This window comes from Cryobacterium sp. RTC2.1, from assembly GCF_035018685.1.
In the GTDB taxonomy this organism is placed as follows: domain Bacteria; phylum Actinomycetota; class Actinomycetes; order Actinomycetales; family Microbacteriaceae; genus Cryobacterium; species Cryobacterium glucosi.
In genome coordinates, this window is the sequence record NZ_JASJXJ010000046.1 from 1 (window position 1) to 23,974 (window position 23,974).

Here is a 23,974-nt window from a genome sequence, read left to right on the forward strand (position 1 = left end):
CCCCCAAGCCCACCGGCACCTTCACCCCCATCCCCACGATCAACGTCCCGGCGCTCAGCCGCCAGCTGCTCGGCAGCTGGCCGGAGATCCGGATCGAGGCCCGCAAGCTCACCGCACGCCCCGAGCTCCAGGGCGTCCCCGGCCTGTCGATGGCCGAGCACCGGCTGCGCGTGCTCGAGCAGTTGAGACTACTCGCCGTCGAAGGCCACGTGCACCGTGCCTTCCCGGTGCACCTCGGCGGCGAAGACAACCACGGCGGCAACATCGCCGGGTTCGAAGAGCTCGTCACCGCCGACCCGAGCCTGCAGATCAAGGCCGGCGTGCAGTGGGGCCTCTTCGGCTCCGCCGTGATGCACCTCGGCACCCGCAAGCACCACGACGCCTACCTGCCCGGCATCATGAGCCTCGCCACCCCCGGCGTCTTCGCGATGACCGAAACCGGCCACGGCTCCGACGTCGCGAGCATCGCCACCACGGCGACCTACGACGCCGAGACCCAGGAATTCGTCGTGCACACCCCGTTCCGCGCGGCCTGGAAGGACTACCTCGGCAACGCCGCGAACGACGGCATCGCGGCCGTGCTCTTCGCCCAGCTCATCACGGGCGGCGTGAACCACGGCGTGCACGCCTTCTGGATGCCCCTCCGCGACGAGACCGGTGCGTTCCTGCCCGGCGTCAGCGGCGAGGACGACGGCCTCAAGGGCGGCCTCAACGGCATCGACAACGGTCGGCTCGCCTTCGACAACGTCCGCATCCCCCGCGAGAACCTGCTCAACCGCTACGGCGATGTCGCCGAAGACGGCACGTACTCGAGCGCCATTTCCAGCCCCGGCCGCCGGTTCTTCACGATGCTCGGAACCCTTGTGCAGGGCCGGGTGTCCCTCGACGGGGCCGCGACCCAGGCATCCGCCATGGCCCTCACCATCGCCGTCACATACGGCAGCCAGCGCCGCCAGTTCACGGCCGGCGGCGAGGCCGAACAGGTCATTCTCGACTACCAGCGCCACCAGCGCCGGCTGCTGCCGCGCATCGCGACGACGTACGCGCAGACCTTCGCCCACGACGAGTTCCTGGTCGCGTTCGACAAGGTCTTCAGCGGCATCGCAGACACGGATGCCGACCGCCAGGACCTGGAAACCCTCGCCGCAGCCCTCAAGCCGCTGTCGACCTGGGCAGCACTGGACACCATCCAGGAGGCCAGGGAGGCCTGCGGCGGCGCCGGCTTCCTCGCCGAGAACCGCCTCGTCGGCCTCCGCGCCGACCTCGACGTCTACGCGACGTTCGAGGGCGACAACACCGTCCTGCTCCAGCTCGTCGCCAAGCGGCTCCTCACCGACTTCAGCCGCAAGTTCGCCGACGCCGGCAGCGGGGTCCTCGCCCGCTATGTCGTGCAGCAGGCCACCGACCGTGCCCTGCACAACACCGGCCTCCGCACTCTCGGCCAGGCCGTCGCCGACTTCGGTTCGACAGCGCGCTCTGTCGGCCAGCTCCGGGAGACGAACGTGCAGCGGGAGCTGCTCACCGACCGGGTCGAGACCATGATCCGCGACATCGCCGGCAAGCTCCGCCCGGCGAGCAAGCTCTCTCCGCAGCAGTCCGCCGACGTGTTCAACGCGCACCAGGACGAACTCATCGAGGCGGCCCGCGCGCACGGCGAGCTCCTCCAGTGGGAGGCATTCACCCGGGCCGTCGAGCACACGACGGATGCCGGCAACAAGCAGGTCCTGACCTGGCTGCGCGACCTGTTCGGGCTCGGACTCGTCGAGAAGCACCTCGCCTGGTACCTGATCAACGGACGCCTGTCCGCCCAGCGCGCCCAGTCGGTCACGGCGTACATCGACCGGATCATCGCCCGCCTGCGCCCCTTCGCCCAGGACCTCGTGGACTCCTTCGGGTACAGCCCCGAGCACCTGCGCGCGAAGATCGCCTCCGGAGCGGAGCAGGAACGCCAGGACGAGGCCCGCGACTATTACACCGCGCTGCGCGCCTCCGGCAACGCCCCGGCAGACGAGAAGGCGCCGCGCAAGAAGTAGCGGCCTGCGCAAACCGGCGCGAGGGCGGGCATCCGTCGTACCGGGGTACTACGCGCCGCGGCCGGTAAGCATCCGTTCGACCGATGTGCCCCGTGAGGCGCCCTGCGTATCGTGAATGCGGGGCCGACGTCCACCGACGCCTGGCCCCGCCAACGATGCGAATGAGGAGACGGATGATTCAGGCACAGTCCCTGACCAAACGCTACGGAAGCAAGGTCGCGGTCGACGCGATCGACTTCACCATCCAGCCCGGAACCGTGACCGGCCTGCTGGGCCCGAACGGCGCAGGCAAGACCACGACGATGCGGATGATCGTCGGCCTCGACCGGCCGGACTCCGGCTCGGTCCTCGTCAACGGCCAGCGCTACCAGGACCTCCGTGCCCCGCTCCGCGAGGTCGGGGTGCTGCTCGACGCGAAGGCGATCCACACGGGCCGCTCGGCGCGCAACCACCTGCTCGCGATGGCCGCGACCCACAACATCCCGAAGAGCCGCGTCGACGACGTGATCGAGCTCACCGGACTCACCTCCGTCGCCCGCAAGCGCGTCGGAGGCTACTCCCTCGGCATGGGACAGCGCCTCGGCATCGCCGCGGCCCTCCTCGGAGACCCGGGCATCCTGATCCTCGACGAACCCGTCAACGGGCTCGACCCCGAGGGCGTGCAGTGGGTGCGCAAGCTGATGCGGCACCTCGCCGGCGAAGGCCGCACCGTGCTGCTCTCCTCACACCTGATGAGTGAGATGGCGCTCACCGCCGACCACATCATCATGCTCGGCCGAGGCCGGGTCATCGCCGACGCCCCCGTCGCCGAGATCATCGGCCAGGCCGGCGGAGCGACCGTCCGCGTGCGCAGCCCGCACGCGACCCGACTCGCCACCCTGCTCGCGCAGGCCGAGGTCACCGTCGTGAACCTCGAACAGGACGTGCTCCAGATCACCGGGATCACGGCCGCCGAGATCGGCGACCAGGCCGCAGCCGCCGGCATCGTGCTGCACGAACTCACGAGCGTCAGCGCCTCCCTCGAGGACGCGTACATGTCCCTCACCCGGAACGAGGTCGAGTACCGCACCGGCGGCACCGGCGACGAGGAATTCGACGACGACGATTCCGACACGACAGACGCCGCAACGGATGCCGCCGCGAACGACGATCCGGACCCGCGCGAGACCGAACTGCAGGAGGCAGCACGATGAGCACCCCCACGATCCTGGTTGCCGGTACCCCGGAAGCCCTCGCCGACATCGGCACGGAATTCGTGCCCGCGACGACACCGGCCGGTCCGCACCTCAGCGCGCTCGGCATCATCCGCTCGGAGTGGATCAAGCTCAGCACCGTTCGCTCGACGATCTGGTGCTTCGCGGTGCTCCTCGTCGTGTCGATGGGGCTCGCCGCGATCATGTCGCTCGCGCTCGACCTCACCGGGACCGACATCACGACGGTTCCGGGCACCGACCAGGCCCGGTTCGTGGCGCAGGCCTCGACCTTCGGCGTGTTCTTCGGCCAGCTCATCGTCGCTGTGCTCGGCGCGCTCGCCGTCACCGGCGAGTTCACGACGGGCATGGTCCGCTCGACCCTGACCGCGGTGCCGAAGCGCCTGCCGGCCCTGTGGGCCAAGGCCCTCGTGCTGTTCGTCGCGACCTTCGTCGCCGGCCTCGTCAGTAACATCGCGGCCTACGTCGTCACGGTCTCGATCGTCTCCGGCCAGGGCCTGCACGCGAGCCTCTTCGCCCCGGAGGTCATCCTCCCCGTGCTCGGTGGTTCGCTGTACCTGGCCCTCGTCGCGGTCTTCGCACTCGGCATCGGCACGATCGTGCGGAGCGGGGCCGGCAGCATTGCCGTCGCGCTCGGCGTGATCCTGCTGCTCCCGGTCGTACTCCAGATGATCCCGGCCACGTGGGCGAGCGACGTGCTCCCGTACCTGATCTCGTCAGCGGGTATCAGCATGTTCGGCCTCATGCAGTTCGCCAAGGTGCCACTCGACTGGTCGGTCGACCTGATCATCGTCCTCGTCTGGGTTGTCGTGAGCCTCGGCACCGCCGCGGTGCTGCTGAAGCGCCGCGACGCGTAACCGGGCGGCAATGAACAGGACCGAGCAGGCAGGGCCGGCTGCCGGCACCGACCGGTGACCGGCATCCGCCCAGTTCGCAGCAAGTAGAGTCCCAAGCATGACCTCCACCAGTCCCAGCCCCGCCGCGACCCCCCTCGCGGACGGGGCTGGCCTGCGTTTGCCGACGCCTCCGGGGGTCACCCGCCGGTTCTGGGCGCGGCACCCCTGGTTCGTCGATTCCCTCGTCGCGGCCGTCTACCTCGTCCCGACCGCGATCGTGCTCCTGGTCGACGCGACCCGTCCGGGCGGCGGACCCGCCCCGGTCGCCATCGTCTCGGCGCTGCTCCTCACCGCGCTGATTGCCGGAGCGTTGCTCTTCCGCAGGCACGCCCCGCTGCTCGCCCTCGCCATTTCCTGCACGGCGCTGCTCCCGTCGTTCCCGAACCACGGCCAGGGCGACACCCTGCCCGTGATGATCGCCCTCTATGCGGTCGCCGTGTACCGCAACGTGCGCAGCGCCTGGATCGGCCTCGCGGCCGCGGTCGGCATCTCCACCCTCGGTGCCTATTTCGGCTCGGGCAACCCCTTCATCTCCTGGGTGAGCGTCGCCTCGCAGGACGCGGTCCTGCTCATCGTGGCGACCGTGATCGGCGTGAGCGTGGGCGACCGGATGCGCTACGTCGCCTCCCTCGTCAGCCTCGCCGCCCAGCTCGCCCACGACCGCGACCGGCAGGCCCAGCTCGCTCGCAGCTCCGAACGCGCCCGGATCGCCCGCGAACTGCACGACATCGTCGCCCACAGTCTCTCGGTCATGGTCGCGCTCGCCGACGGCGCGGATGCCCTCGCGGTCCGCGACCCCGAACGCTCCCGCGCCGCGATGCGTGAGGTCGCCTCCACCGGCCGCGGCTCGATGGCCGAGATGCGCAGGCTCCTCGGCGTGCTCGGCGACGACGACGAGACGGCGGATGCCGCGGCATCCGCCCCCGGGCAGGCCGCACCAGGGCCAGGGGCCGGCACCACGACGGCCGCGGCAACGACCACCGCGACCACCGCGACCGCCGCCCCGCTCGCCCCGCAGCCCGGCGCCGACCAGCTCGTCGACCTCGTGGACTCCTTCCGTTCCGCAGGGCTCCCGGCCCGGCTCGAGCTGAGCGGGCGCGTTCCCGGCAGCCCCGGCGTGCAGCTCACGATCTACCGGGTCGTGCAGGAATCCCTGACCAATGCCCTGCGCTACGCGTCGCAACCGAGCATCGTCTCGGTGCGGCTCTCCTCGTCGCCCGGTCGGGTCGAGGTCGTCATCGACGACGACGGCCACGCGCGGGCCCCCCAGCCGAGCGTGGGCGGCCGGCGCGGCATCATCGGCCTCGGCGAGCGGGTCGCGCTCTACGGCGGCACCCTCGAGGCCGGCCCGATCCGCGGCGGCGGCTGGCGGGTGCGCGCGACGATGAGTCTCGACGAGGGGCAGGCCTCCGCATGACCGGTCTCCACGACCCGGCTCCCCACGACCACACGCCGGCTCCGACCCGGATCATGCTCGTCGACGACCAGGCCCTGCTCCGGATGGGGTTCCGGATGGTGCTCGAGGCCGAGGATGACTTCACCGTCGTCGCCGAGGCCGGCGACGGCGCCGCGGCCGTGCGGCTCGCCGCGAGCATGCTGCCCGACGTCATCCTGATGGACGTGCGGATGCCCGGCGTCGACGGGATCGAGGCGACCCGGCTGATCACCGCGGCGCACCCCGGGATCCGGATCATCATCCTCACGACGTTCGACCTCGACGAGTACGCGTTCGGCGGTCTCAAGGCCGGCGCCCGCGGCTTCCTGCTCAAAGACGCCCAACCGAGCGAACTGACCGCCGCGATCCGGGCGGTCGCCTCGGGGGAGGCATCCGTGTCGCCCCGGGTCACGCGCCGGATGCTCGAGCTGTTCGGGTCCAGGCTCCCCGCCGAGGGGACGGGCGACTCCGAGACCGGCGAGGACCCCGAAGCGGATGCCGCGCGCATCGACGTGCTGACCGACCGGGAACGAGAGGTCTTCTTCGCCATCGCCGAGGGCCTCTCCAACACCGAGCTCGCCGAGCGGTTCTTCCTCTCCGAGTCCACGGTGAAGACCCACGTCGGCCGGATCCTGCAGAAACTCGGCCTCCGCGACCGGGTGCACATCGTCATCCTCGCCTACGAGCAGGGCCTGACCCGCCCCTGAACGCCGTAGGCTCGGGAGATGCGCACCTTCTACCCCGACCTGGAACCCTACGAAACCGGGATGCTCGAGGTCGGTGACGGCCAGTCCATCTACTGGGAGGCATCCGGCAACCCGGACGGCAAGCCGGCGGTCTACCTGCACGGCGGTCCCGGCGGCGGGTCGAGCTCCCAGCAGCGCCGCGTGTTCGACCCGGAGAAGTACCGCATCATCCTCTTCGACCAGCGCGGCTGCGGCAAGAGCACCCCGCACGCGAGCGCAGCGGATGCCGACCTCAGCACGAACACGACGTGGCACCTGGTCGCCGACATCGAACGACTGCGCGAGCACCTCGGCATCGACCGCTGGCAGGTCTGCGGTGGATCCTGGGGCAGTTCCCTCGGCCTCGCCTACGCCGAAACCCACCCGGAGCGGGTGACCGAGCTCATCCTGCGCGGCATCTTCACCCTGCGGCCCGTCGAGCTCGACTGGTTCTACGAGGGCGGTGCCGCGGCGATCTACCCCGACCTGTGGGAGGGTTTCCTCGCGCCGGTCCCCGTCGACGAGCGCGGCAAGCTCATCGAGGCCTACGGCCGCCTGCTGCACGACCCCGACCGCTACGTGCGGGAGCGCGCCGGCGTTGCCTGGTCGACGTGGGAATCGTCGACGATCACACTGCTGCAGCAGCCCGCGACGATCGCCCGGTTCACCGAGCCCGACTTCGCGGTCGCGTTCGCGCGCATCGAGAACCACTACTTCCGCAACCTCGGCTGGTTCGAGCCCGGGCAGCTGATCCGTGACGCCGGCCGGCTGAGCGAGATCCCCGGCGTCATCGTGCAGGGCCGCTACGACATGTGCACTCCGGCGTTCACCGCCTGGGAACTGCACAAGAACTGGCCGGAGGCCGACTTCCGCATGATTCCAGACGCCGGGCACTCCTTCGAGGAACCCGGCAACCTCGACGCGATCATCGAGGCGACCGACCGCTTCGCCGCCTGAACCGCGCGGGGCGGCTCACTCGAGCGTGAGCTGCCCGTCGTGCTGCCGGTAGCGCTCACCGGTGACGGGGCAAACCCATACGCCGTCGCCGACGTGCTCGAGGGTCGCGCCGCTACGGCCGACCCAGCCCACCCTCTCGGCGGGGACCCCGACCATGAGCGCGAAGTCGGGCACATTCGCGGTCACGATCGCGCCGGCGGCCACCATCGCCCAGCGCCCGATCGTCAGCGGGGCGAGGCACACAGCGTGTGCCCCGACAGAGGCCCCTGTCCGCACGGTGACGCCCAGCGTCGACCGCTCACTGACCGGCCTGGCCGAGCCGTCGGCATTGATCGCACGGGGGTGCGGGTCGTTCGTGAACACGGCCGCCGCCCCGACGAAGACCCCGTCCTCGAGCAGCGCGGGTTCGTAGACGACCGCGTATTCCTGCACGATGCAGTTGCGGCCCACCACAACGCCGGGTCCGACGTACGCGCCGCGGCCGAGAATGCTGCCCGGTCCGATCCGGGCGTACTCGCGCACCCGCACCAGGTCGGCGATGAGTGCGCCCGCGCCGATGACCGCGCTCGGGTCGACTTCAGCGGGATCGGTGACGTTCATCGCGGGCCCGTCGTCACTGCGGTGGCGCCCGGAGCGGTGGCGCCCGGTGTGCCGCGACGCGAATCGCGTGCGCTGGTCGTGCCGCGCGGGCGCATGGCCGCGTGTGAGGCGGTGGATCGGGGTCGACGGGGTAGTCGATGCGATGAGGTCGTATTCACGGCAGTCCCTGTGCTCGGGTGTACAGGAGGAAGCGGACGGTACGAGGAACGGATGCGTCGTGGCCGCCGTTCCCGGCGGTCACGAACGGAACGTACCCCGCAACTGCCGCGACACGCTAGTACCCCTCGGGGGGGACATCCGTTAATTTGCGAGCTTCACCGAGTAAAGGGGGACGAGGTTGACCGTGACCTTCCTCGTGTCCACGCCCGCGGCATCCAGCAGCGCCTTGAGGGTCGCCGTGTCGGGCACCGGGAGCGGGCCTTCGAGGCGGATGTAGACGTCGGCGTCCCGTGTGCTCACGGTGTCGACCTCCCAGCCGACCGACTGCGCCCAGGTCTCCGCGACCCGATGGACGCCCTGCTCGACGATGGCGCGCGCACTGATGCCGATGCTGGTGATCGCGAGCGGCACGCCGATCACGAGGAACATGACGGTGAGCAGGGCGATGGTGCGGCCCATTCCCCGGTGCGGTTCACCCGCCAGGGGGTCGCGCGCGAGCCGGGTCACCCCGTAGACCGACATCACGACAACGCCCGTCCCGATGATGGCCACGACATTGGTCACGAAGAGCAGCAGGGCGCCGAGCGACTGGGCGACGGAGCCGGACTCGAGGGCGAGGCCCGCAACGGTGAGCGGCGGGACGAGCGAGATCGCGATCGCAACGCCGGGCAGGGTGTCCGAGATGTCCTTGCGCACGAGTGCGACCGACCCGACAAGGCCGGTGCCGAGCGCCGCGAGCAGGTCGATGAGGCCGGGCGTGACCCGGGCGGAGACCTGTGCGTTCGTCTCCGCGAGCACGTCGTTGACGACGAGGAAGCCGACCAGGTACCCGATCGCGACCGCCGTCGCGGCGCCTGTGACGACCAGGAGCAGCGATCGGAGCAGGTTCGCCCGGTCTCCGATCACCGTCGCGAGCATGGTGCCCATGATCGGCGTCATCAGTGGGGCGACGATCATCGCCCCGATCACGGTCGCCGTGGAGTCGCCGACGATCCCGGCCGAGGCAATGACCGCGGACAGAACGAGCAGCATCCAGAAGCGGCTGTAGCGGCTGCGCACGTCCGGGCCGTCGAAGAACACCGACGCGCGCATGTTCGCGACGGTGTTGAAGCGGGCCTCATCCAGCACGGTGCCGCCCTCCCGCTGTCGCGAGGCCTGGCATGCGGGACGTCGGTGGGGGCATGCAGTGATCCTAGGGAGAATCCCGGGTCAGCGGCAGGGGCACTTCGCTCGATGGTGTCGCCTGGGCGCATCACCGTACGGTTGTAGTCATGACTTCTCTTCCGACCCTTCCCCTGCCCGGCCGGCCCGGCGAGGACACCCCGGACGGCCGGGGCAGAACCGGCCTGGATCGGGTCGGAGCCGACCTGCACGGGAACCCTGACGTCACCGTGGACCGCGTGGAGGTGACCTCCGACGGCTGGCACGTTCTGCGCCGCACCACCTTCCGGTACCGCGGACGCAACGGGAAGCAGACCAGCCAGCAGCGCGAAACCTACGATCGCGGCAACGGTGCCACGATCCTGCTCTACGACCCGGATCGCAGGACGGTCCTGCTGACGCGCCAGTTCCGGTATCCCGCCTACGTCAACGATCACCCCGACGGCATGCTCATCGAAACCGCGGCCGGCCTTCTCGACGAGGACTCGCCCGAGGTCGCGATCCGGAGGGAGACGAGCGAGGAGCTCGGCGTGACGGTCGGGGAGCTGCGGCACGTGTTCGATCTCTACATGAGCCCGGGTTCGGTCACCGAGCGCGTGCACTTCTACGTCGCCGCCTACGGCCCTTCCGACCGGGTGTCGGCAGGAGGCGGCCTCCCCGAGGAGGGCGAGGAGATCGAAGTCCTCGAGATCCCCTCCGGTGAAGCCCTGGCCATGGTCGCCGACGGCCGCATCGTCGACGGCAAGACCGTGCTCCTCCTGCAGTGGGCCGCCCTGGCCGGCCTTCTCTGACTCGCTCGGCGACTCTGGGCGGATGCCGGTTGCAGCAGGGGCGCATGCCGCCGAGCGTCGTCCGTTCATCATCCGCGGGCGTTTGTTCCAGCAGTCCGTCGTCCGCGTTCTGGAGTCAGGTTCGAACGCTATCCAACGGTCACGCCCCTGGGATTTCGGCAAACTCCTTCTTCGCTGAGGTGTACCAATCCATCGACTGCTTCGGATGCCTCCAACGAGCTTTCATCTCATTGTGGGCTTGCTCATGAGTGGCGTCTCCGGCTTTGACCGCGTCCTTGAGATGGCGGTTCTGGGCCTTGATGACGTCATCGGCGGTCTCGCCGTGCAGCGGTTGATCGCACGGTCCACCCAGCTGGCGGCAGGTCATGGTCTTCATCGATTCGGGTCCTCACTGTAAAGGCGGTCCCCGTTTGAGGCCCGCTATCTATATGACGATCGATCGGCTCCAAGTGTGACCGCTGCCGTGGTGGACGGTCGCAGGTCAATCTCGGCTCGCTCCCGCTTCACGCCGGATGATGTGTTCCAGGACCTCCGGGTCTGCGCGGAAGTCGATTCGAGACACGACGCCGTCGAGGACCGTGAAGTCAAACGCAACACGGGGGGAACCGCGATGAAACCATGCGGCCCCGGCGCGCCCGTCAACAAAGACGGGGAGAGCGGCCTTGGCTGCGCCGTTGAACATCGTTGCCACCGCTGTCCGCCCTTCGATCCGCGACGGGGTCCCCGCCGCTATGGCCGCGTCATCGCCGACGACCACTACGTTCGGTGCCAGCAGCTTGAGGAGTTGCCCGAAATCGCCTTGCCGCGAGGCGGCGAGGAATGCGTCCACGACTTTCCAGTCGGCGCGGCCGTGCTCCTGGCCCTGCGGGCGGATCTTGCTTCGCGCCCTCGAAGCGAGCTTGCGTGCAGCGGCTGGAGTGCTCCCGAGGATTGCGGCGATCGTGGGAAAGTCAATGCTGAAGCTGTCGTGAAGGACGAACGCGACACGCTCCGTAGGCGTGAGGCGGTCCAACACCACCTGGAGGGCGATCCCGACCGTGTCGGCGAGGGCGAGCTCATCCGCTGGATCGGCGGTTCGCGACGGGGACTCGAGGTCGTCAACGAGAATGGGTTTCTCGACGCGCAGTCTGTCCAGGCACAGCCGTGTCGTGACCGTGGTCAGCCAGGCCGGCAGATTGTCGATCACGGCCTCTGTGGCGTGAAGCCGCAGCCAGGCCTGCTGGACGATGTCTTCGGCTTCCGCGCCATCGCGCAGGATGCGTCCGGCAATACGCAACAGCCGGGGACGCTCTCGCTCGAAAACTGCTGTCTCGTCCATGATCATCACGCTTTCAGTGGAGGTCTCATGTTATGGCTGACCTGTGGGCGTCGGGCCGTGAAACGGAAAGATCACTGGGTGAGAGTCTCGGTTATCGCCTTGATCTGCGCCAGTACCGCCTGCGCGTTGGCGCGCTCGAGGGTCTCCGGCCGGGCAAGGCAATCGATGTGCCGTCCGAGTCCGGGGTAGGCCAGCGGACGAAGGACCAACCCCGGGTGGTCGCGCAGGTCGGTTGTGTAACGAGGCATCAGGGCGACGCATCCGCTCGCGTCGACGATGGACGCGGCTACCGAGAATTCGTTGATCCGGTGCAGGATCCGCGCCTCGTTCCCTCCGATTCCCGCGATCAGGGCGAGAGCCTGCGTGAGCGGAAAGCCTTCGTGCACCGCGACCCATTCCTCGTCGCGAAGATCCGCCGGCTCGATTGCGGCTTTCGCTGCGAGTCGGTGATCGTGTCGGACCGCGATATCCAGGGGCTCGTACAGGAGGGGTTCCACCCGAACCGACCCCGGCCATGCGGGGCTGCCGACCAGCCGATGGGCGAGCACAAGATCATGATCGATGGTGAGAAGGGGGAAGTCCTCCTGGGCCACATCAAAATCGCTCAGCCGAACGCCGGGCAGGTCGGGCCTCCGGCAGGCCGCGATCAACGATCCGAAGACGGCCAGGCCCACGCTATGGAAGGCGGTCACGGAAACGGTGCCCAGGTGATCGCCCTGGAAACGCGCCACCGCCTGCGCGGCGCGTTCGAGTGCCACCTCGACGTCGATCGCCGCCAGCGCGAGGGCGCGCCCGGCATCCGTGAGTGCCGTCCTTCTGCCGTCCCTGAAGGTCAAGGGAGCGGGCGACTGACGTTGCAGGGCACTGATCTGTTGGGACACCGACGACGGCGTGACGTGCATCGCCGCCGCGACGGCAGCAATGCTGCCCCGGTCACCCAGCTCTCGCAACGCGCGAAGCTGACCGAGTTCCATAAGTTGAAACTAATGCATTCGACACTAAAGTGCTCTCTTGTATTACGTGAAGTCAGGCCGGACGATGGAGGAATGCCCGCCCTCCTCAGTCGATTCCGCGTCGACCTGCTCCTGCTCCTGGTGGCCGCCGCGTGGGGATCCACGTACCTCGTCGCCAAAGAACTGGTCACGCCCCAATCCGTCGTCGCCCTGCTCGCAACACGGATGCTGCTCGCTGCGGTCATCATGGCGGCCCTCGTCGCCGCACGGCGGCACCGGATCACGCAAGCGGAATTGCGATCCGGGATACTGCTCGGGATTGTGCTGGCTGCCGTGTTCGCCTTCGAAACCTTCGGGATCGCCCACACATCGGCCACGAATGCCGGAGTCATCATCAGCCTGACGATCGTATTCACGCCGATTCTGGATTCCGCCGTCTCGGGTCGCCGGCTGCCCGGCAGGTTCTTCCTGGCCGCGCTGATCGCCATCGGTGGAGTCGCCCTGCTCGCCAGCGGCGGTGTCTTCCAGGCGCCGAGCCTCGGCGACCTGCTCATGCTCGCCGCGGCCATCATCCGTGCCATCCACGTCACGTCGATGTCCAGGCTCACGGGCAACACTCCGATGAACTCGCTCCACCTCACCACGGTGCAACTCTCGACCTGCGCGATGATCTTCTCGGCGGCGTCACTGTTCTACGGCGACTCGATCCCGCACTTTCTGGCTCGTCTCGACCCCGGACGTACGGTCCTGTTCCTCTACCTCGTCGTCGCGTGCACCGTCTTCGCGTTCCTGATCCAAACCTGGGCCGTCCGACGCACCTCGCCCTCCAGAGTGAGCCTCCTCCTCGGAACTGAGCCGGTCTGGGCTGCACTTGTCGGAATCGCCGTCGCCCATGACCCGGTGGCCGTCGCCGGATACGTCGGTATCGCCCTCATCCTCGCCGGAACCGCCTGGGGCCGGTCCGTCGAGCAACGGCACCGCCTGGCGTCATCGTTCTCGCGTCAACGGATCAGCCCTTCGCGCGTGAATCCAGGTCGAGCGCATAGGTTTGCGCAGGCCTCTTCAGAAGTGAGTGTTGGAACGGCTCTCCCAACGGCCGCCATCCCTCATGCCGATAGAGATCGACAGCAGGGTGGTTGTCCGTGAGGACGTGCAGGACAGCGTGCTTGTGACCGTGGTGCTTGAGTTCCTCGGCAACACTGACCAGAAGCGCTCTCCCGAGCCCACGTCCCTGCGCGTCTGGTGCAACGGCGAGCAGGCTCACCACCGCAGCGTCGGGTGGATCGGTCGGTAGCCCTCTCTTCGGCGTTGTTGCGAGAACGAAGCCCCGGATTCCGGCACCGGTTTCCTCAGCCACGATCCAACTCTCGGCGTGGTCGAACTTCGGTCGAGCCCGTTCGGCCACTCCTGCGACGGCCGCCCCATCGCGCGTGGCGCAGGCCCGGACCCACAGCGCGACGCACTCCGCGGTGTCAGCAGCACTACCGGTGCGGAACGCGGGGGACTGGCGGGCGCTCGCCCCTCGAAGCCGGATACTCATGAATCGAGCCTAGCGACGGCCCGCCCTGCCATCCGGTGACGGGGCCTCTCGACGAGCCGATGTTGCGGCAGATCCACCGAGCGCTCGCGTCGGCCTTCCCGCCGGCCTGAGCGCTTGAACTGTTATTGAGTACCGCTGGGCCCGGGTGAGTCAGTCAGGCATCGGTCGAAGGCTTTCCAAAGACCCGGCCGATAGTGGCTGCTTGTGCTCGTTCACTGCTGGTGCGCATGCCAGAACCGACCACACGACTTCGCCTCGGTTGCGGATTGTGAGGTCAACGAGTGGCCCCGAGAGAGGCCATAGGGTCCATTCCATCTCGGCGTCCGTGCCCGTGCCGCCCGATGTCTTACGCATGATAGACAGCTTGGCTCCGCCTGTATTGGTGGCCTGGACCGACCAGTCTGACATTCGCAGACTTGCCGCCTGATCTTCGAACCGTCCGTCACGCAGTGCTGCCTCGAAGAATTCCTTGGCGCGATTGAATTCATCGTCCTCGACGAGCCAGACCTCGACGAATAGTTGCCCGTCGAGAGTCGAGACGATGACCCTATCCGTTGCGCACATATCCGTAGTGTCGCACTCTCGGGCGCCGATCGGGCCTTGCAGGTGGGCAGAATAGTCTCAAGCCAAAGGCCCGGCCGAATGCTCTGTGGAACCGGAGGAGTGACCGGGGCGATCTGATGCGCGGAGTGTGTCCGTCCGCCGCCCATCGAGGCTCAAGTACACGGGGGAGTGCATCGTATGAGCGTTCGGAGAGCCGAGTGGGGGAATGTGATTCTCGCACTGGCAATGCTCGCCGTCATTGGCGCCGGAATCCAACGCTGGTCCGTGCATGACGCGACAGGCGACTGGGACTTCTGGCCCCACGCCGTCCCCTCGAAGGTCTCATTCGCCGGACGCCACTTCGACTGCATGCCTGAGCAGACGTTGTGGGGCGAAACGGTCGACGGGCTCAGCTTGCGTGGGCTCACCGCCGGCGGCGGTGAGATCTACTCTTCGAGCGCCGAGGCGACAACGACCATCCGGGTAAAGACAAGCGACGGCGTCTACACCTGCAGCCTCATGGGTGGACTCTGAGTCTTTGCGACACTCGGGTGCCGCTAGGCTCAACTCGTTCAGCCCGGGGAAAGAGGCGCCATGTTGAGGATGAGTCGTTCGCGACGCACTCAAATGAGCCGGAATTGACGCGGCGACGACAGCGACCGAGCTTCTGGTTGGGAGTCTGCGGCGTGAGTGCGTGCGCCGTGTTGTTGGTGTACCGCGTCATTCGTGCTTCCAACGGCGGCCTTGGTGGAATGAGTGTTCTTGCGGTAGGCACCCCTCTTCTGTTTGTTTTCGGAGTGTTCGCCGTCTTCGGCTTCCAGAACGCACGCCGTTTGGCGCGAGCAGAACAGACCTTCCCTTCCGCCGTCGTCGTTCCGATGGTCGTTGCACCGCTTCTCGCCGAACGCCTTAATGTGCTTACGACTGCTTTAGAGCTGGCACGCTCTCGAGTGAAGCCGACTACATACGCGACGCTGGTCGCGGATGGGCAAGACGTGCACGTCCTGGCGGGCCGGGTTTCTGGGGCTCCTGCCGCAGTCTTCCCCTCGGATCGGGTGAGGAGTGTCGTCCTTGGATCGGCACTTGTTGGAATGCGGACGATGACTTCGATCACCATCGAGGTCGCCACCATCGAAGGGTCCGTGTCGCTCCCGGTGATACCGATGCGCCGTCGAGGCAACTGGTTGCGCGCCGTGCCTGATGCGGAAATCGCGAGGATTGCCGAAGATCTGCGGCGGATCATAGGCTGTCCAGCCAAGTCCGGGTGCGGGGAAGGGTAGAGGATACGGTCACGCAAGCCGGGGTCGCAACGGCAGCCACGGCTCTGGTCGTTGGGGCCATGGAGATCGTGGGTCGTAGTGTCCAGGCTGCGCAGTGGGGCGGCACTGAAGTGAGCTCGATCGCCCTCATCCATGCCTCGGTCGCGTCGGCCCGCGAAGCCAATTGGGGACCGTTTCACCGGCCTTCGATGACCACGCGACTATTTGAAGTGTGGGCAGAATCTGGCCAAAGGCCGAATTCGAGTCCGGAGAAAAGACATCCGTTAACGAGAAAAACCCCGGATAACCGGGGATTTCAGCGGGTGGCCCCGACGGGCGTCGATCCCGTGACCTCTCGATTTTCAGTCGAACGCTCTACCAGCTGAGCTACAGGGCCAGAAAGTAACTCGAGAAGTCGCTTTCCAAGGAAAAAACCCTCTCTCGCGAAAGGGCGTTTTACCTTTGCGACCCTGACCGGACTTGAACCGGCGACCTCCGCCGTGACAGGGCGGCGCGCTAACCAACTGCGCTACAGGGCCTCACAATGAGAACCAAACGTACGTTTTCATTTATTCGGTGTTACTTGTACTGATTTACTACCTGCTTATTGTTGCACATTCAGTTAGGCAGGTTGCGTAGCCCCAACGGGATTCGAACCCGTGTTAACGCCGTGAAAGGGCGCCGTCCTAGGCCTCTAAACGATGGGGCCGAGACGCCATAAACATCATGGCTACCGACGAGTAAGCATACGGTCTCTTGGGTGAAAACCCCAAATCGGCACGTGGACCGATGCCCGTGGCGTGTCGCCCGCGCCCCGGCGCGCCCGCGAATGGCGGCCGATCCGCCCGGTTGGGGGTTAGATTCGGGTCCGATAGCGGGCGATACTGGCGCGAACTTGTTACTGTGAAAAGAGTGGCATCGTGACCAGTGTGTTCACGCGGTGCCCAATCAGGGAGTTCTATGCGCAAGGCAGTGACGAGTGACCGCGGGGCCAGCGAACAGTCGGGTCCACTCCGGCCGGCCGGCGGACGCCGCGTTCACAGTCATCGGGGCCTGTTCAGAGGCACCGCCGCAACGGCCCTCGCCACGGCCCTCGCCCTCATCGTGACGCTCGTGATTCCCGCCGGCGGCGCCCAGGCTGTCGACTACCCGAGCTGGCAGGACGTGCAGAACGCGAAGTCGAACACGGCCGCCGCGTCCGCCAAGGTCACCGAAATCCAGAATCTGATCTCGAATCTTCAGACCCAGGTCGCCCAGACCCAGGCCGAGTCCGAGAAGCGCGGCGCCGAACTCCAGGTCGCCCAGCAGAACTACGACGACGCCACCCGGCGCGCATCCGACCTCCAGGCGCAGGCCGATACGAGCAAGGCGACAGCGGACGCCGCGACGAAGCAGGCCGGTCAGCTCGCGGCCCAGCTCTACCGCACGGGAGGCACCGACCTCACCGTCAACCTCTTCCTCGACGGTGATGCGAGCGGCCAGGGCGCCGACGCCCTGCTCGCCAAGCTCGGCAGCATGAGCAAGATGGTCGAGCGCAGCACCGGCGTCTACGAGGAGGCCCAGGCCGCCACGAACTCCGCCCAGGCGCTCGGAGACCAGGCCAAGATTGCCCAGACCGAACGCGAGACCCTGAATGTCGCTGCGCAGGCCGCGATGGTCGCCGCGCAGGCGGCCGCAGAGGCCGCCGCGAGCGCTCTCGCCGAGTCAGAGTCCAAGAGTGTCGAACTCGCCGCCCAGCTCGCCTTCATGCAGGACGCGCAGGCGTCCACCACCGCGGGCTATGAGGCCGGCGTCGCCGAGCGCGCCCGTCTCGCGGCGATCGAAGCCGCCCGGGCGGCGGCTGCTGCTGCCGCGGCCGCCGCAGCCAACCGCGGCAACTCGAGCGGCGGGGCAACCGGCAGCGCCGGAGCCGGCCTCGGCGGCGGGTACATCAGCTCCCAGGGCTGGGCCGTTCCGGCCAGCGGGCGCATCACCGATGGATTCGGCCCGCGCGCATCCATCTGCGGCTCGACCGGCTGCAGCGGAACATTCCACTACGGTACCGACCTCGGCGCCAGCTGTGGCGCTCCGATTTACGCAGCCCACGACGGTGTCGTTGAATACGCCGGCCCCAATGGTACGTACGGCAACTACATCCAGATCAACAACGGCGGCGGAATTTCGACCGGGTACGCGCACATCCGTCCCGGCGGCATCTTCGTGTCGAACGGCCAGAGCGTCAGCGCTGGACAGAACATCGGCAGCGTCGGGATGACCGGGGCCGCAGATGGCTGCCATCTCCACTTCGAAGTGCGGATCAACGGCGTCAAGTCCAACGCCGTGCCCTTCATGGCAAGCAAGGGAGCACCACTTGGCTAACGACGGCACGTCCTTCACGAAACGGAAGCCCGTGCGCCTCTTCGCCGCGGCCGTCGCGATCGGCGCGGTCTCGGCATCCGTCGGCATCATCGCTCCCGCCGCCTACGGCGACCAGGGTTACCCCAGCTGGGACGACGTACAGAACGCGAAAGCCAATGAGGCGACGAAGCAGGCCGAGATCGAGAAGATCACGGCGCTGCTGACCGGCCTGCAAACGGCGGCGGATGCCGCGTCCAAGGCCTCGCAGATCGCCGCGGAGGCGTACCGGGTCTCCCAGGACGAGCTCGACGCCGCCACCCTGCGTGAGACGAGCCTGACCGAACAGGCCGCGACCGCGTCGAAGAAGGCGGACACCTCGAAGATGCGGGCCGGCCTGATCGCCGCGCACCTGGCCAAGACCGGCGCGCAGGACCTCTCGCTCAACCTGTTCCTGAACGGCAGCAGCGCCGACGACCTCCTCGAGCAGCTCGGAACCGCGAGCAAGCTCAGCGAGCAGTCCGAGACCATCTACCGGGAGGCCGTCCAGGACAAGAACTCGGCAGAGTCCCTCGGCGGGCAGGCCGCCGCGGCGACCGTCGAGCGCACCCGGCTCACGGGCGAGTCCATGACGAAGTTCGATGCGGCAAGTGGCGCGGCCCAGGCCGCGGAAGCCGCCCTCGAGGCCGAGCAGCAGAAGTCGAACGATCTCTACGGGCAGCTCGCCCTCCTCAAGGACACCACGGCAGACACCGAGCGTTCCTACCAGGCCGGTGTGGATGCCGCGGCTGCAGCGGCCGCGCTCGCTGCGGCGCAGTCTGCGGCAGCGGCCAGGGCTGCCGCAGACCAGGCGGCGTCGGCCGCGCGGGCTGCAGCCGCGTCTGCTGCTGCTGCGGCTCAAGCCCAGGCTCCGGCCGCGGGGGGCGGGAGCAATTCGGGATCCGGCAGCTCCGGGTCCGGCAGTTCGGGATCCGGCAGCAGCTCCGGCTCCGGCAGCTCGGGATCCGGCTCGTCCTCGGGCGGCGGCGCGGCGACCGCGCCCGCTCCGAACGCGAGCGCCGTGCAGACCGCAATCGCCTTCGCCCGCGCTCAGCTCGGCGACCGCTACCTCCTCGGCGGCTCGGGCCCCGACGCGTGGGACTGCTCCGGTCTGACCAAGGCCGCCTATGCCGCGGCCGGGGTCTACATCGGCACCCATTCCGCCACGAACCAGTACAACACCATGGCAAGCCAGGGCCGGCTCGTCTCCTTCAGTAACGTGCAGGTCGGGGACCTCGTCTTCTGGGGCAGCGGCGGCGACTACTACCACGTGGCCATCTACGTCGGCGGTGGCCAGGTTCTCGAGGCCCCCGACGTCGGCAAGCCCGTGCGCATCCACTCAATCTGGTCGCCCGGCGACGTCGCGTCCTACGTGGGCCGCCCCACCGGCTGACCCGACCGCCCCTCGCCCGTCCCGTCCCGCAGCGCTCGCACCCTCCCGCGCGCCATTTCCGCCGCTACGCTGCCGGCATGCCTGGCGCGCAGTGGCGCACGTGGCGCGCGAGAGCGGATGCCGGGGGGTCCGCGACGCAGAAAGGCCCCCTGGAGCGATCCGGGAGGCCTTCGTGGTGCGGCAGCGCGCGAGCGCGACGCACGAAGCGCGCTAGAGGTCAGTGGCCCTCGGCGGCGAGCTTCTTGATGCCGTCTTCGACGATCTGGTTGGCTTCGGCGGCGTCGCCCCAGCCCTCCGTCTTGACCCACTTGTTCGGTTCGAGGTCCTTGTAGTGCTCGAAGAAGTGCTCGATCTCCTTGCGGGTGTACTCCGGGATGTCGAGGACGTCCTGGATGTGGTCCCAGCGGGGGTCGCCCGCGGGAACGGCGATGACCTTGGCGTCAGAGCCGCCGTCATCCGTCATGTTGAAGACACCGACCGGACGCACCGAGACGCCGACGCCGGGGAACAGCGGGAAGTCGAGCAGCACGAGAACGTCGACGGGATCGCCGTCGAGGCCGAGGGTGTTCTCGAAGAACCCGTAGTCCGTCGGGTACACGAAGCTCGTGTAGAGCACACGGTCGAGGTAGACCCGTCCGGTCTCGTGGTCGACCTCGTACTTGTTGCGGCTTCCCCGGGGAATTTCGATTACTGCGTCATATGCGGCCATGGCCTGGTCTCTCCCTTGTTCACAGTCTCCGGATAACGTTACTGGATGGAGTCAACGCGCCGCCCGAGACTGACACCGGAGATCGCCGACATCCGCCGGGCGATCCGCGCCGTGCTGGCGGACGCCGGGCTCGGCTCCTCAGCGACGCCGCAGGCTTCCGGGTCCGAACCCTCCGCCCCGGGCGCCTCCGTCCCCGGCGCCTCCGCACCAGACGCCGAAACGCGCGGCCTCGTCCTCGTCGGCCTCAGCGGCGGCCCGGATTCGCTCGCGCTCGCGGCCGGGACTGCCTTCGAGGCAGCGCGGGCGGGACTCCGCGCCGGGGCCGTGATCGTCGACCACGCCCTGCAGCCCGGGTCCGCGGACGTCGCCGCCGAGGCCGCCCGGCAGGCAGCGGCCCTCGGCCTCGACCCCGTGCTCGTCGTGCGCATCACCGTCGACCACGGCGAGAACCACCGGGGGAGTGCCGCAGACACCGACCCCGCCGAGACCTACAGCGGCCCGGAGGCCGCGGCCCGCACCGGCCGCTATGCCGCGTTCGTCCGTGCACTCGCCGACACCGGCGCGAGCCACGTGCTGCTCGGTCACACGCTCGACGACCAGGCCGAGACCGTGCTGCTCGGCCTCGCCCGCGGCTCCGGCCCGGTCAGCCTGCACGGCATGCTGCGGGTCAGCGGCGCGTACCTCCGCCCCCTGCTCGGGATCCGCCGCGCCCAGACCGTCGCCGCCTGCACGGATGCCGGCCTCACCCCCTGGACGGACCCGCACAACGCGGAACAACGGTTCGCCCGCGTCAGGGTACGCGACACGGTCCTGCCGTCGCTCGAGCGCGAGCTCGGACCCGGTGTCGCCGAGGCACTCGCCCGCACCGCGGACCTGTTGCGGGAAGACGCCGCAGCCCTCGACGAACGCGCGGCGGAGCTCGCTGGCGGATCCTTCGAGATCGTCGCAGGCGGTATCCGTGTGCCCGTCGAGGTGCTCGCCGAACAGCCCGCCGCGCTCCGGAACCGGCTGATCCGGCTCGCGGCGGCACGCACAGTCCTGCGCGCCGCCGGTGCCGGCGCTGGCACCGTCGTGATGGCCCTGCCCCGCGGGGCGACCCTGGCCGTCGGCCGGCTCGTGACCGATTGGCACGGCCAGGGCCCGCTCGACCTGCCAGGCGTTAGAGTTGTACGGCACGATGGCTGGCTCGTCTTCACCGGGCCCGGCCTCGCACGGCACGCACGGCCAACTGAATACGCACAAAGCAAAGGACCCTCCCTCCCCCATGGAACCCCGCGACATTGATGGCGACCTCACCGAAATCCTGATCGAAGAAGAGCAGATCCACGGCCGCCTCGCCGAACTCTGCCGCCGGATCGAAGCCGACTACGCGGGCAAGGATCTCCTGCTCGTCGGTGTCCTCAAAGGCGCAGTGATGGTGATGGCCGACCTGGCCCGCGAACTCAAGCATCCGATCGCGATGGACTGGATGGCGGTGAGCTCATACGGCTCCGGAACCCAGTCGAGCGGCGTCGTCCGGATCCTCAAGGACCTCGACACCGACCTGCACGGCCGCAACGTGCTCATCGTCGAGGACATCATCGACTCCGGCCTGACCCTGTCCTGGCTGATCGCGAACCTCAAGTCCCGCCAGCCGGAATCCGTCGAGATCTGCGCGCTGCTCCGCAAGCCGGACGCCGCCCGGGTCGACATCGACGTCAAGTACCTCGGCTTCGACATCCCGAACCAGTTCGTCGTCGGTTACGGCCTCGATTATGCCGAGAAGTACCGCAACCTGCGTTCCGTTGCCGTGCTCGCCCCGCACATCTACTCCTGAGAAGCGGATGCCTGCCTCGGCCTCGCATCGCGCTCAGGGCGAACACACGGTGACCGCTCAGTGCGGGCACGGTAGCCTGACAACACGATGAACGTCAAGAAGCTACTCCGCGGGCCACTCCTCTACATCATTCTGGCGATTATCGCCGTCTGGATAGGGTCGAGTCTGATCACCATGTCCGGGTTCCGAGAGATTCCGACCGCACAGGGACTCCAGTTCCTCAAGGACGGAAAGGTCTCGGAGGCCAAGATCGTCGACGGCGAGCAGCGCGTCGACCTCACACTGTCCCAGGCCGACGACAAGCTCGGCACCAAGGTGCAGTTCTACTACGTCGCTCCGCGTGGCACCGAGGTCGTCAACGCCGTCACGAGCGCCGACCTGTCCGGCGGCTTCACCGATGAGGTGCCGCAGACCAACTGGTTCGTGACCCTGCTCGGCTACCTGCTCCCCGTGATCCTGATCGGCGGGTTCGCCTGGCTGATGCTTTCGGGCATGCAGGGCGGCGGCAACAAGGTCATGCAGTTCGGCAAGTCGAAGGCCAAGCTCGTCTCGAAGGAGAGCCCGCAGGTCACCTTCGCGGACGTCGCCGGCGCAGACGAGGCCATCGAAGAGCTCGAAGAAATCAAGGACTTCCTCAAGGAACCCGCGAAGTTCCAGGCCGTCGGAGCGCGCATCCCCAAGGGTGTGCTGCTCTACGGCCCTCCCGGAACCGGTAAGACCCTGCTCGCCCGCGCCGTCGCAGGCGAGGCCGGGGTGCCGTTCTACTCGATCTCCGGCTCCGACTTCGTCGAGATGTTCGTCGGCGTCGGCGCGAGCCGCGTCCGCGACCTGTTCCAGCAGGCCAAGGAGAACGCCCCCGCGATCATCTTCATCGACGAGATCGACGCCGTCGGCCGCCACCGCGGCGCCGGCATGGGCGGCGGGCACGACGAACGCGAGCAGACCCTCAACCAGTTGCTCGTCGAGATGGACGGCTTCGACGTCAAGGCGAACGTCATCCTGATCGCCGCGACCAACCGCCCAGACATCCTCGACCCCGCGCTGCTCCGCCCCGGCCGCTTCGACCGCCAGATCGGCGTCGACGCCCCCGACATGCTCGGCCGCAAGAAGATCCTCGAGGTGCACGCCAAGGGCAAGCCGATGGCGCAGGGAGTCGACCTCGAGGTCCTCGCCCGCAAGACCCCCGGCTTCACCGGCGCTGACCTCGCCAACGTCCTCAACGAGGCCGCCCTGCTGACCGCACGCTCGAACGCGCAGTTGATCGACAACCGCGCCCTCGATGAGGCCGTCGACCGGGTGATGGCCGGCCCGCAGCGCCGCACCCGCATCATGCGCGACAAGGAAAAGCTGATCACCGCCTATCACGAGGGCGGCCACGCCCTCGTCGCGAGCGCAATGAACAACACGGACCCTGTCACGAAAATCACCATCCTTCCCCGCGGCCGTGCCCTCGGTTACACGATGGTCATGCCGCTCGAAGACCGTTACTCCGTCTCCCGCAACGAACTCCTCGACCAGCTCGCCTACGCGATGGGCGGCCGTGTCGCGGAAGAGATGATCTTCCACGACCCGACCACCGGCGCGAGCAACGACATCGAGAAGGCCACGGCGACCGCCCGCAAGATGGTCACCGAGTTCGGCATGAGCGCCGCCGTCGGCCCGCTCAAGCTGGGCCAGGCGTCCGGTGAGATGTTCCTGGGTCGCGACATGGGCCACCAGCGCGACTACTCCGAGCGCCTCGCCGAGAGCGTCGACACCGAGGTGCGCCTGCTGCTCGAGGCCGCCCACGACGAGGCATACGAGGTGCTCGGCAAGAACCGCGCCATTCTCGACACGCTCGCCGCGGAACTGCTCGAGCACGAGACCCTCGGCCAGACCGAACTCGCGCCGATCTTCGCCGGCATCGAAAAGCTCCCGCCGCGCCCGCAGTGGCTCTCGAGCGACAAGCGCCCGGTCTCGGACGTTCCCCCCATCGAGATGCCGCTGCCCAAGGCGCCCATCGAAGAGGGCATCGTTGACGGCGGAGTGTCCAGTGGAGACGCCGCAGAGACCAAGCCCAAGCGCGCGCCCGCCCGCACCCCGCGGCCCGCCACCGCCTAGGC

At 68.1% G+C, this 23,974-nt stretch carries 22 protein-coding genes, 3 tRNA genes and 1 pseudogene; 15 read left to right on the forward strand and 11 right to left on the reverse strand.

Annotation, left to right across the window (positions count from 1 at the left end):
• Positions 1 to 29 precede the first annotated feature (29 nt).
• The 6 genes from QN357_RS07980 to pip all read left to right on the forward strand — a co-directional run bounded on the left by QN357_RS07980 (position 30) and on the right by pip (position 7,257).
• Positions 30 to 2,033 carry an acyl-CoA dehydrogenase gene (locus QN357_RS07980; protein WP_323504735.1) on the forward strand — a complete coding sequence of 668 codons (2,004 nt, stop codon included), beginning with the start codon at positions 30 to 32 and terminating at the stop codon, positions 2,031 to 2,033.
• 173 nt (positions 2,034 to 2,206) lie between these two features.
• Positions 2,207 to 3,226 (forward strand): ABC transporter ATP-binding protein, encoded by a 1,020-nt coding sequence (locus tag QN357_RS07985; protein WP_134559208.1) that lies wholly within the window; start codon positions 2,207 to 2,209, stop codon positions 3,224 to 3,226.
• Positions 3,223 to 4,101: an ABC transporter permease subunit gene (locus tag QN357_RS07990; RefSeq protein WP_134564023.1), complete on the forward strand. Its 879-nt coding sequence runs from the start codon at positions 3,223 to 3,225 to the stop codon at positions 4,099 to 4,101. Before QN357_RS07985 ends, QN357_RS07990 begins: the two co-directional genes overlap by 4 nt.
• A gap of 97 nt (positions 4,102 to 4,198) precedes the next feature.
• Entirely contained in the window at positions 4,199 to 5,557 is a 1,359-nt protein-coding gene (locus QN357_RS07995) for a histidine kinase (protein WP_322189192.1), read from the forward strand.
• Complete coding sequence (locus QN357_RS08000) at positions 5,554 to 6,282, forward strand: response regulator transcription factor (RefSeq protein WP_322189194.1); 729 nt, start codon at positions 5,554 to 5,556, stop codon at positions 6,280 to 6,282. The genes QN357_RS07995 and QN357_RS08000 overlap by 4 nt, the downstream gene beginning before the upstream one ends.
• A gap of 18 nt (positions 6,283 to 6,300) precedes the next feature.
• Complete coding sequence (gene pip / locus QN357_RS08005; protein WP_322189196.1) at positions 6,301 to 7,257, forward strand: prolyl aminopeptidase; 957 nt, start codon at positions 6,301 to 6,303, stop codon at positions 7,255 to 7,257.
• Positions 7,258 to 7,272: 15 nt separating this feature from the next.
• Here the strand turns inward: pip and QN357_RS08010 are convergent, their stop codons facing one another.
• Positions 7,273 to 7,857 (reverse strand): acyltransferase, encoded by a 585-nt coding sequence (locus QN357_RS08010; RefSeq protein WP_134559218.1) that lies wholly within the window; start codon positions 7,855 to 7,857, stop codon positions 7,273 to 7,275.
• Positions 7,858 to 8,157: 300 nt separating this feature from the next.
• Positions 8,158 to 9,144 (reverse strand): DUF389 domain-containing protein, encoded by a 987-nt coding sequence (locus QN357_RS08015; protein WP_322189199.1) that lies wholly within the window; start codon positions 9,142 to 9,144, stop codon positions 8,158 to 8,160.
• 143 nt (positions 9,145 to 9,287) lie between these two features.
• Between QN357_RS08015 and QN357_RS08020 the strand changes: the two genes are divergently transcribed.
• Complete coding sequence (locus tag QN357_RS08020; RefSeq protein ID WP_134446277.1) at positions 9,288 to 9,968, forward strand: NUDIX domain-containing protein; 681 nt, start codon at positions 9,288 to 9,290, stop codon at positions 9,966 to 9,968.
• 139 nt (positions 9,969 to 10,107) lie between these two features.
• On the opposite strand, the gene QN357_RS08025 is transcribed toward QN357_RS08020, so the two are convergent.
• The 3 genes from QN357_RS08025 to QN357_RS08035 all read right to left on the reverse strand — a co-directional run bounded on the left by QN357_RS08025 (position 10,108) and on the right by QN357_RS08035 (position 12,260).
• Positions 10,108 to 10,344: a hypothetical protein gene (locus QN357_RS08025; protein ID WP_134559224.1), complete on the reverse strand. Its 237-nt coding sequence runs from the start codon at positions 10,342 to 10,344 to the stop codon at positions 10,108 to 10,110.
• Between the two features lie 105 nt (positions 10,345 to 10,449).
• On the reverse strand, positions 10,450 to 11,292 hold the full coding sequence (locus tag QN357_RS08030) for a sigma-70 family RNA polymerase sigma factor (protein ID WP_323504736.1): 843 nt from the start codon (positions 11,290 to 11,292) through the stop codon (positions 10,450 to 10,452).
• A gap of 65 nt (positions 11,293 to 11,357) precedes the next feature.
• Complete coding sequence (locus QN357_RS08035) at positions 11,358 to 12,260, reverse strand: LysR family transcriptional regulator (RefSeq protein WP_134446279.1); 903 nt, start codon at positions 12,258 to 12,260, stop codon at positions 11,358 to 11,360.
• Between the two features lie 72 nt (positions 12,261 to 12,332).
• Between QN357_RS08035 and QN357_RS08040 the strand changes: the two genes are divergently transcribed.
• Positions 12,333 to 13,385, forward strand: coding sequence for a DMT family transporter (locus QN357_RS08040; RefSeq protein WP_134559226.1), 1,053 nt, complete (start codon positions 12,333 to 12,335; stop codon positions 13,383 to 13,385).
• On the opposite strand, the pseudogene QN357_RS19555 reads toward QN357_RS08040, so the two are convergent.
• A pseudogene (locus QN357_RS19555) lies at positions 13,372 to 13,779 on the reverse strand (GNAT family N-acetyltransferase); the annotation flags it as partial. The gene QN357_RS08040 and the pseudogene QN357_RS19555 overlap by 14 nt on opposite strands.
• A 150-nt stretch (positions 13,780 to 13,929) precedes the next feature.
• Entirely contained in the window at positions 13,930 to 14,343 is a 414-nt protein-coding gene (locus tag QN357_RS08050; RefSeq protein ID WP_134559230.1) for a hypothetical protein, read from the reverse strand.
• Between the two features lie 207 nt (positions 14,344 to 14,550).
• On the opposite strand from QN357_RS08050, the gene QN357_RS08055 reads away from it, so the two are divergent.
• Together QN357_RS08055 and QN357_RS08060 are read left to right on the forward strand one after the other, a co-directional pair.
• Positions 14,551 to 14,856 carry a hypothetical protein gene (locus tag QN357_RS08055; RefSeq protein ID WP_134559232.1) on the forward strand — a complete coding sequence of 102 codons (306 nt, stop codon included), beginning with the start codon at positions 14,551 to 14,553 and terminating at the stop codon, positions 14,854 to 14,856.
• 566 nt (positions 14,857 to 15,422) lie between these two features.
• The gene (locus QN357_RS08060) at positions 15,423 to 15,602 is read left to right on the forward strand and encodes a hypothetical protein (protein ID WP_134559234.1); all 180 of its coding nucleotides are present in this window, start codon (positions 15,423 to 15,425) and stop codon (positions 15,600 to 15,602) included.
• A gap of 303 nt (positions 15,603 to 15,905) precedes the next feature.
• Here QN357_RS08060 and QN357_RS08065 read toward each other — a convergent pair.
• The 3 genes from QN357_RS08065 to QN357_RS08075 all read right to left on the reverse strand — a co-directional run bounded on the left by QN357_RS08065 (position 15,906) and on the right by QN357_RS08075 (position 16,290).
• A tRNA-Phe gene (locus QN357_RS08065) sits at positions 15,906 to 15,978 on the reverse strand.
• A gap of 68 nt (positions 15,979 to 16,046) precedes the next feature.
• Positions 16,047 to 16,120 (reverse strand) — tRNA-Asp (locus tag QN357_RS08070).
• 97 nt (positions 16,121 to 16,217) lie between these two features.
• Positions 16,218 to 16,290, reverse strand: a tRNA-Glu gene (locus QN357_RS08075).
• A gap of 251 nt (positions 16,291 to 16,541) precedes the next feature.
• Between QN357_RS08075 and QN357_RS08080 the strand changes: the two genes are divergently transcribed.
• Both QN357_RS08080 and QN357_RS08085 read left to right on the forward strand, forming a co-directional pair.
• Positions 16,542 to 17,939 (forward strand): M23 family metallopeptidase, encoded by a 1,398-nt coding sequence (locus QN357_RS08080; protein ID WP_134446286.1) that lies wholly within the window; start codon positions 16,542 to 16,544, stop codon positions 17,937 to 17,939.
• On the forward strand, positions 17,932 to 19,347 hold the full coding sequence (locus QN357_RS08085) for an NlpC/P60 family protein (RefSeq protein WP_322189203.1): 1,416 nt from the start codon (positions 17,932 to 17,934) through the stop codon (positions 19,345 to 19,347). The genes QN357_RS08080 and QN357_RS08085 overlap by 8 nt, the downstream gene beginning before the upstream one ends.
• A gap of 217 nt (positions 19,348 to 19,564) precedes the next feature.
• Here the strand turns inward: QN357_RS08085 and QN357_RS08090 are convergent, their stop codons facing one another.
• On the reverse strand, positions 19,565 to 20,056 hold the full coding sequence (locus QN357_RS08090; protein WP_134446288.1) for an inorganic diphosphatase: 492 nt from the start codon (positions 20,054 to 20,056) through the stop codon (positions 19,565 to 19,567).
• 45 nt (positions 20,057 to 20,101) lie between these two features.
• On the opposite strand from QN357_RS08090, the gene tilS reads away from it, so the two are divergent.
• From tilS to ftsH, 3 genes are all read left to right on the forward strand, one after another.
• A complete protein-coding gene (tilS, locus tag QN357_RS08095) occupies positions 20,102 to 21,340 on the forward strand; it encodes a tRNA lysidine(34) synthetase TilS (protein ID WP_322189205.1) in 1,239 nt (412 codons plus the stop codon).
• A complete protein-coding gene (gene hpt, locus QN357_RS08100) occupies positions 21,321 to 21,872 on the forward strand; it encodes a hypoxanthine phosphoribosyltransferase (protein WP_134446290.1) in 552 nt (183 codons plus the stop codon). The genes tilS and hpt overlap by 20 nt, the downstream gene beginning before the upstream one ends.
• Before the next feature lie 87 nt (positions 21,873 to 21,959).
• Positions 21,960 to 23,972, forward strand: a complete 2,013-nt coding sequence (gene ftsH, locus QN357_RS08105) for an ATP-dependent zinc metalloprotease FtsH (protein ID WP_134446291.1) — start codon at positions 21,960 to 21,962, stop codon at positions 23,970 to 23,972.
• Positions 23,973 to 23,974: the final 2 nt, after the last annotated feature.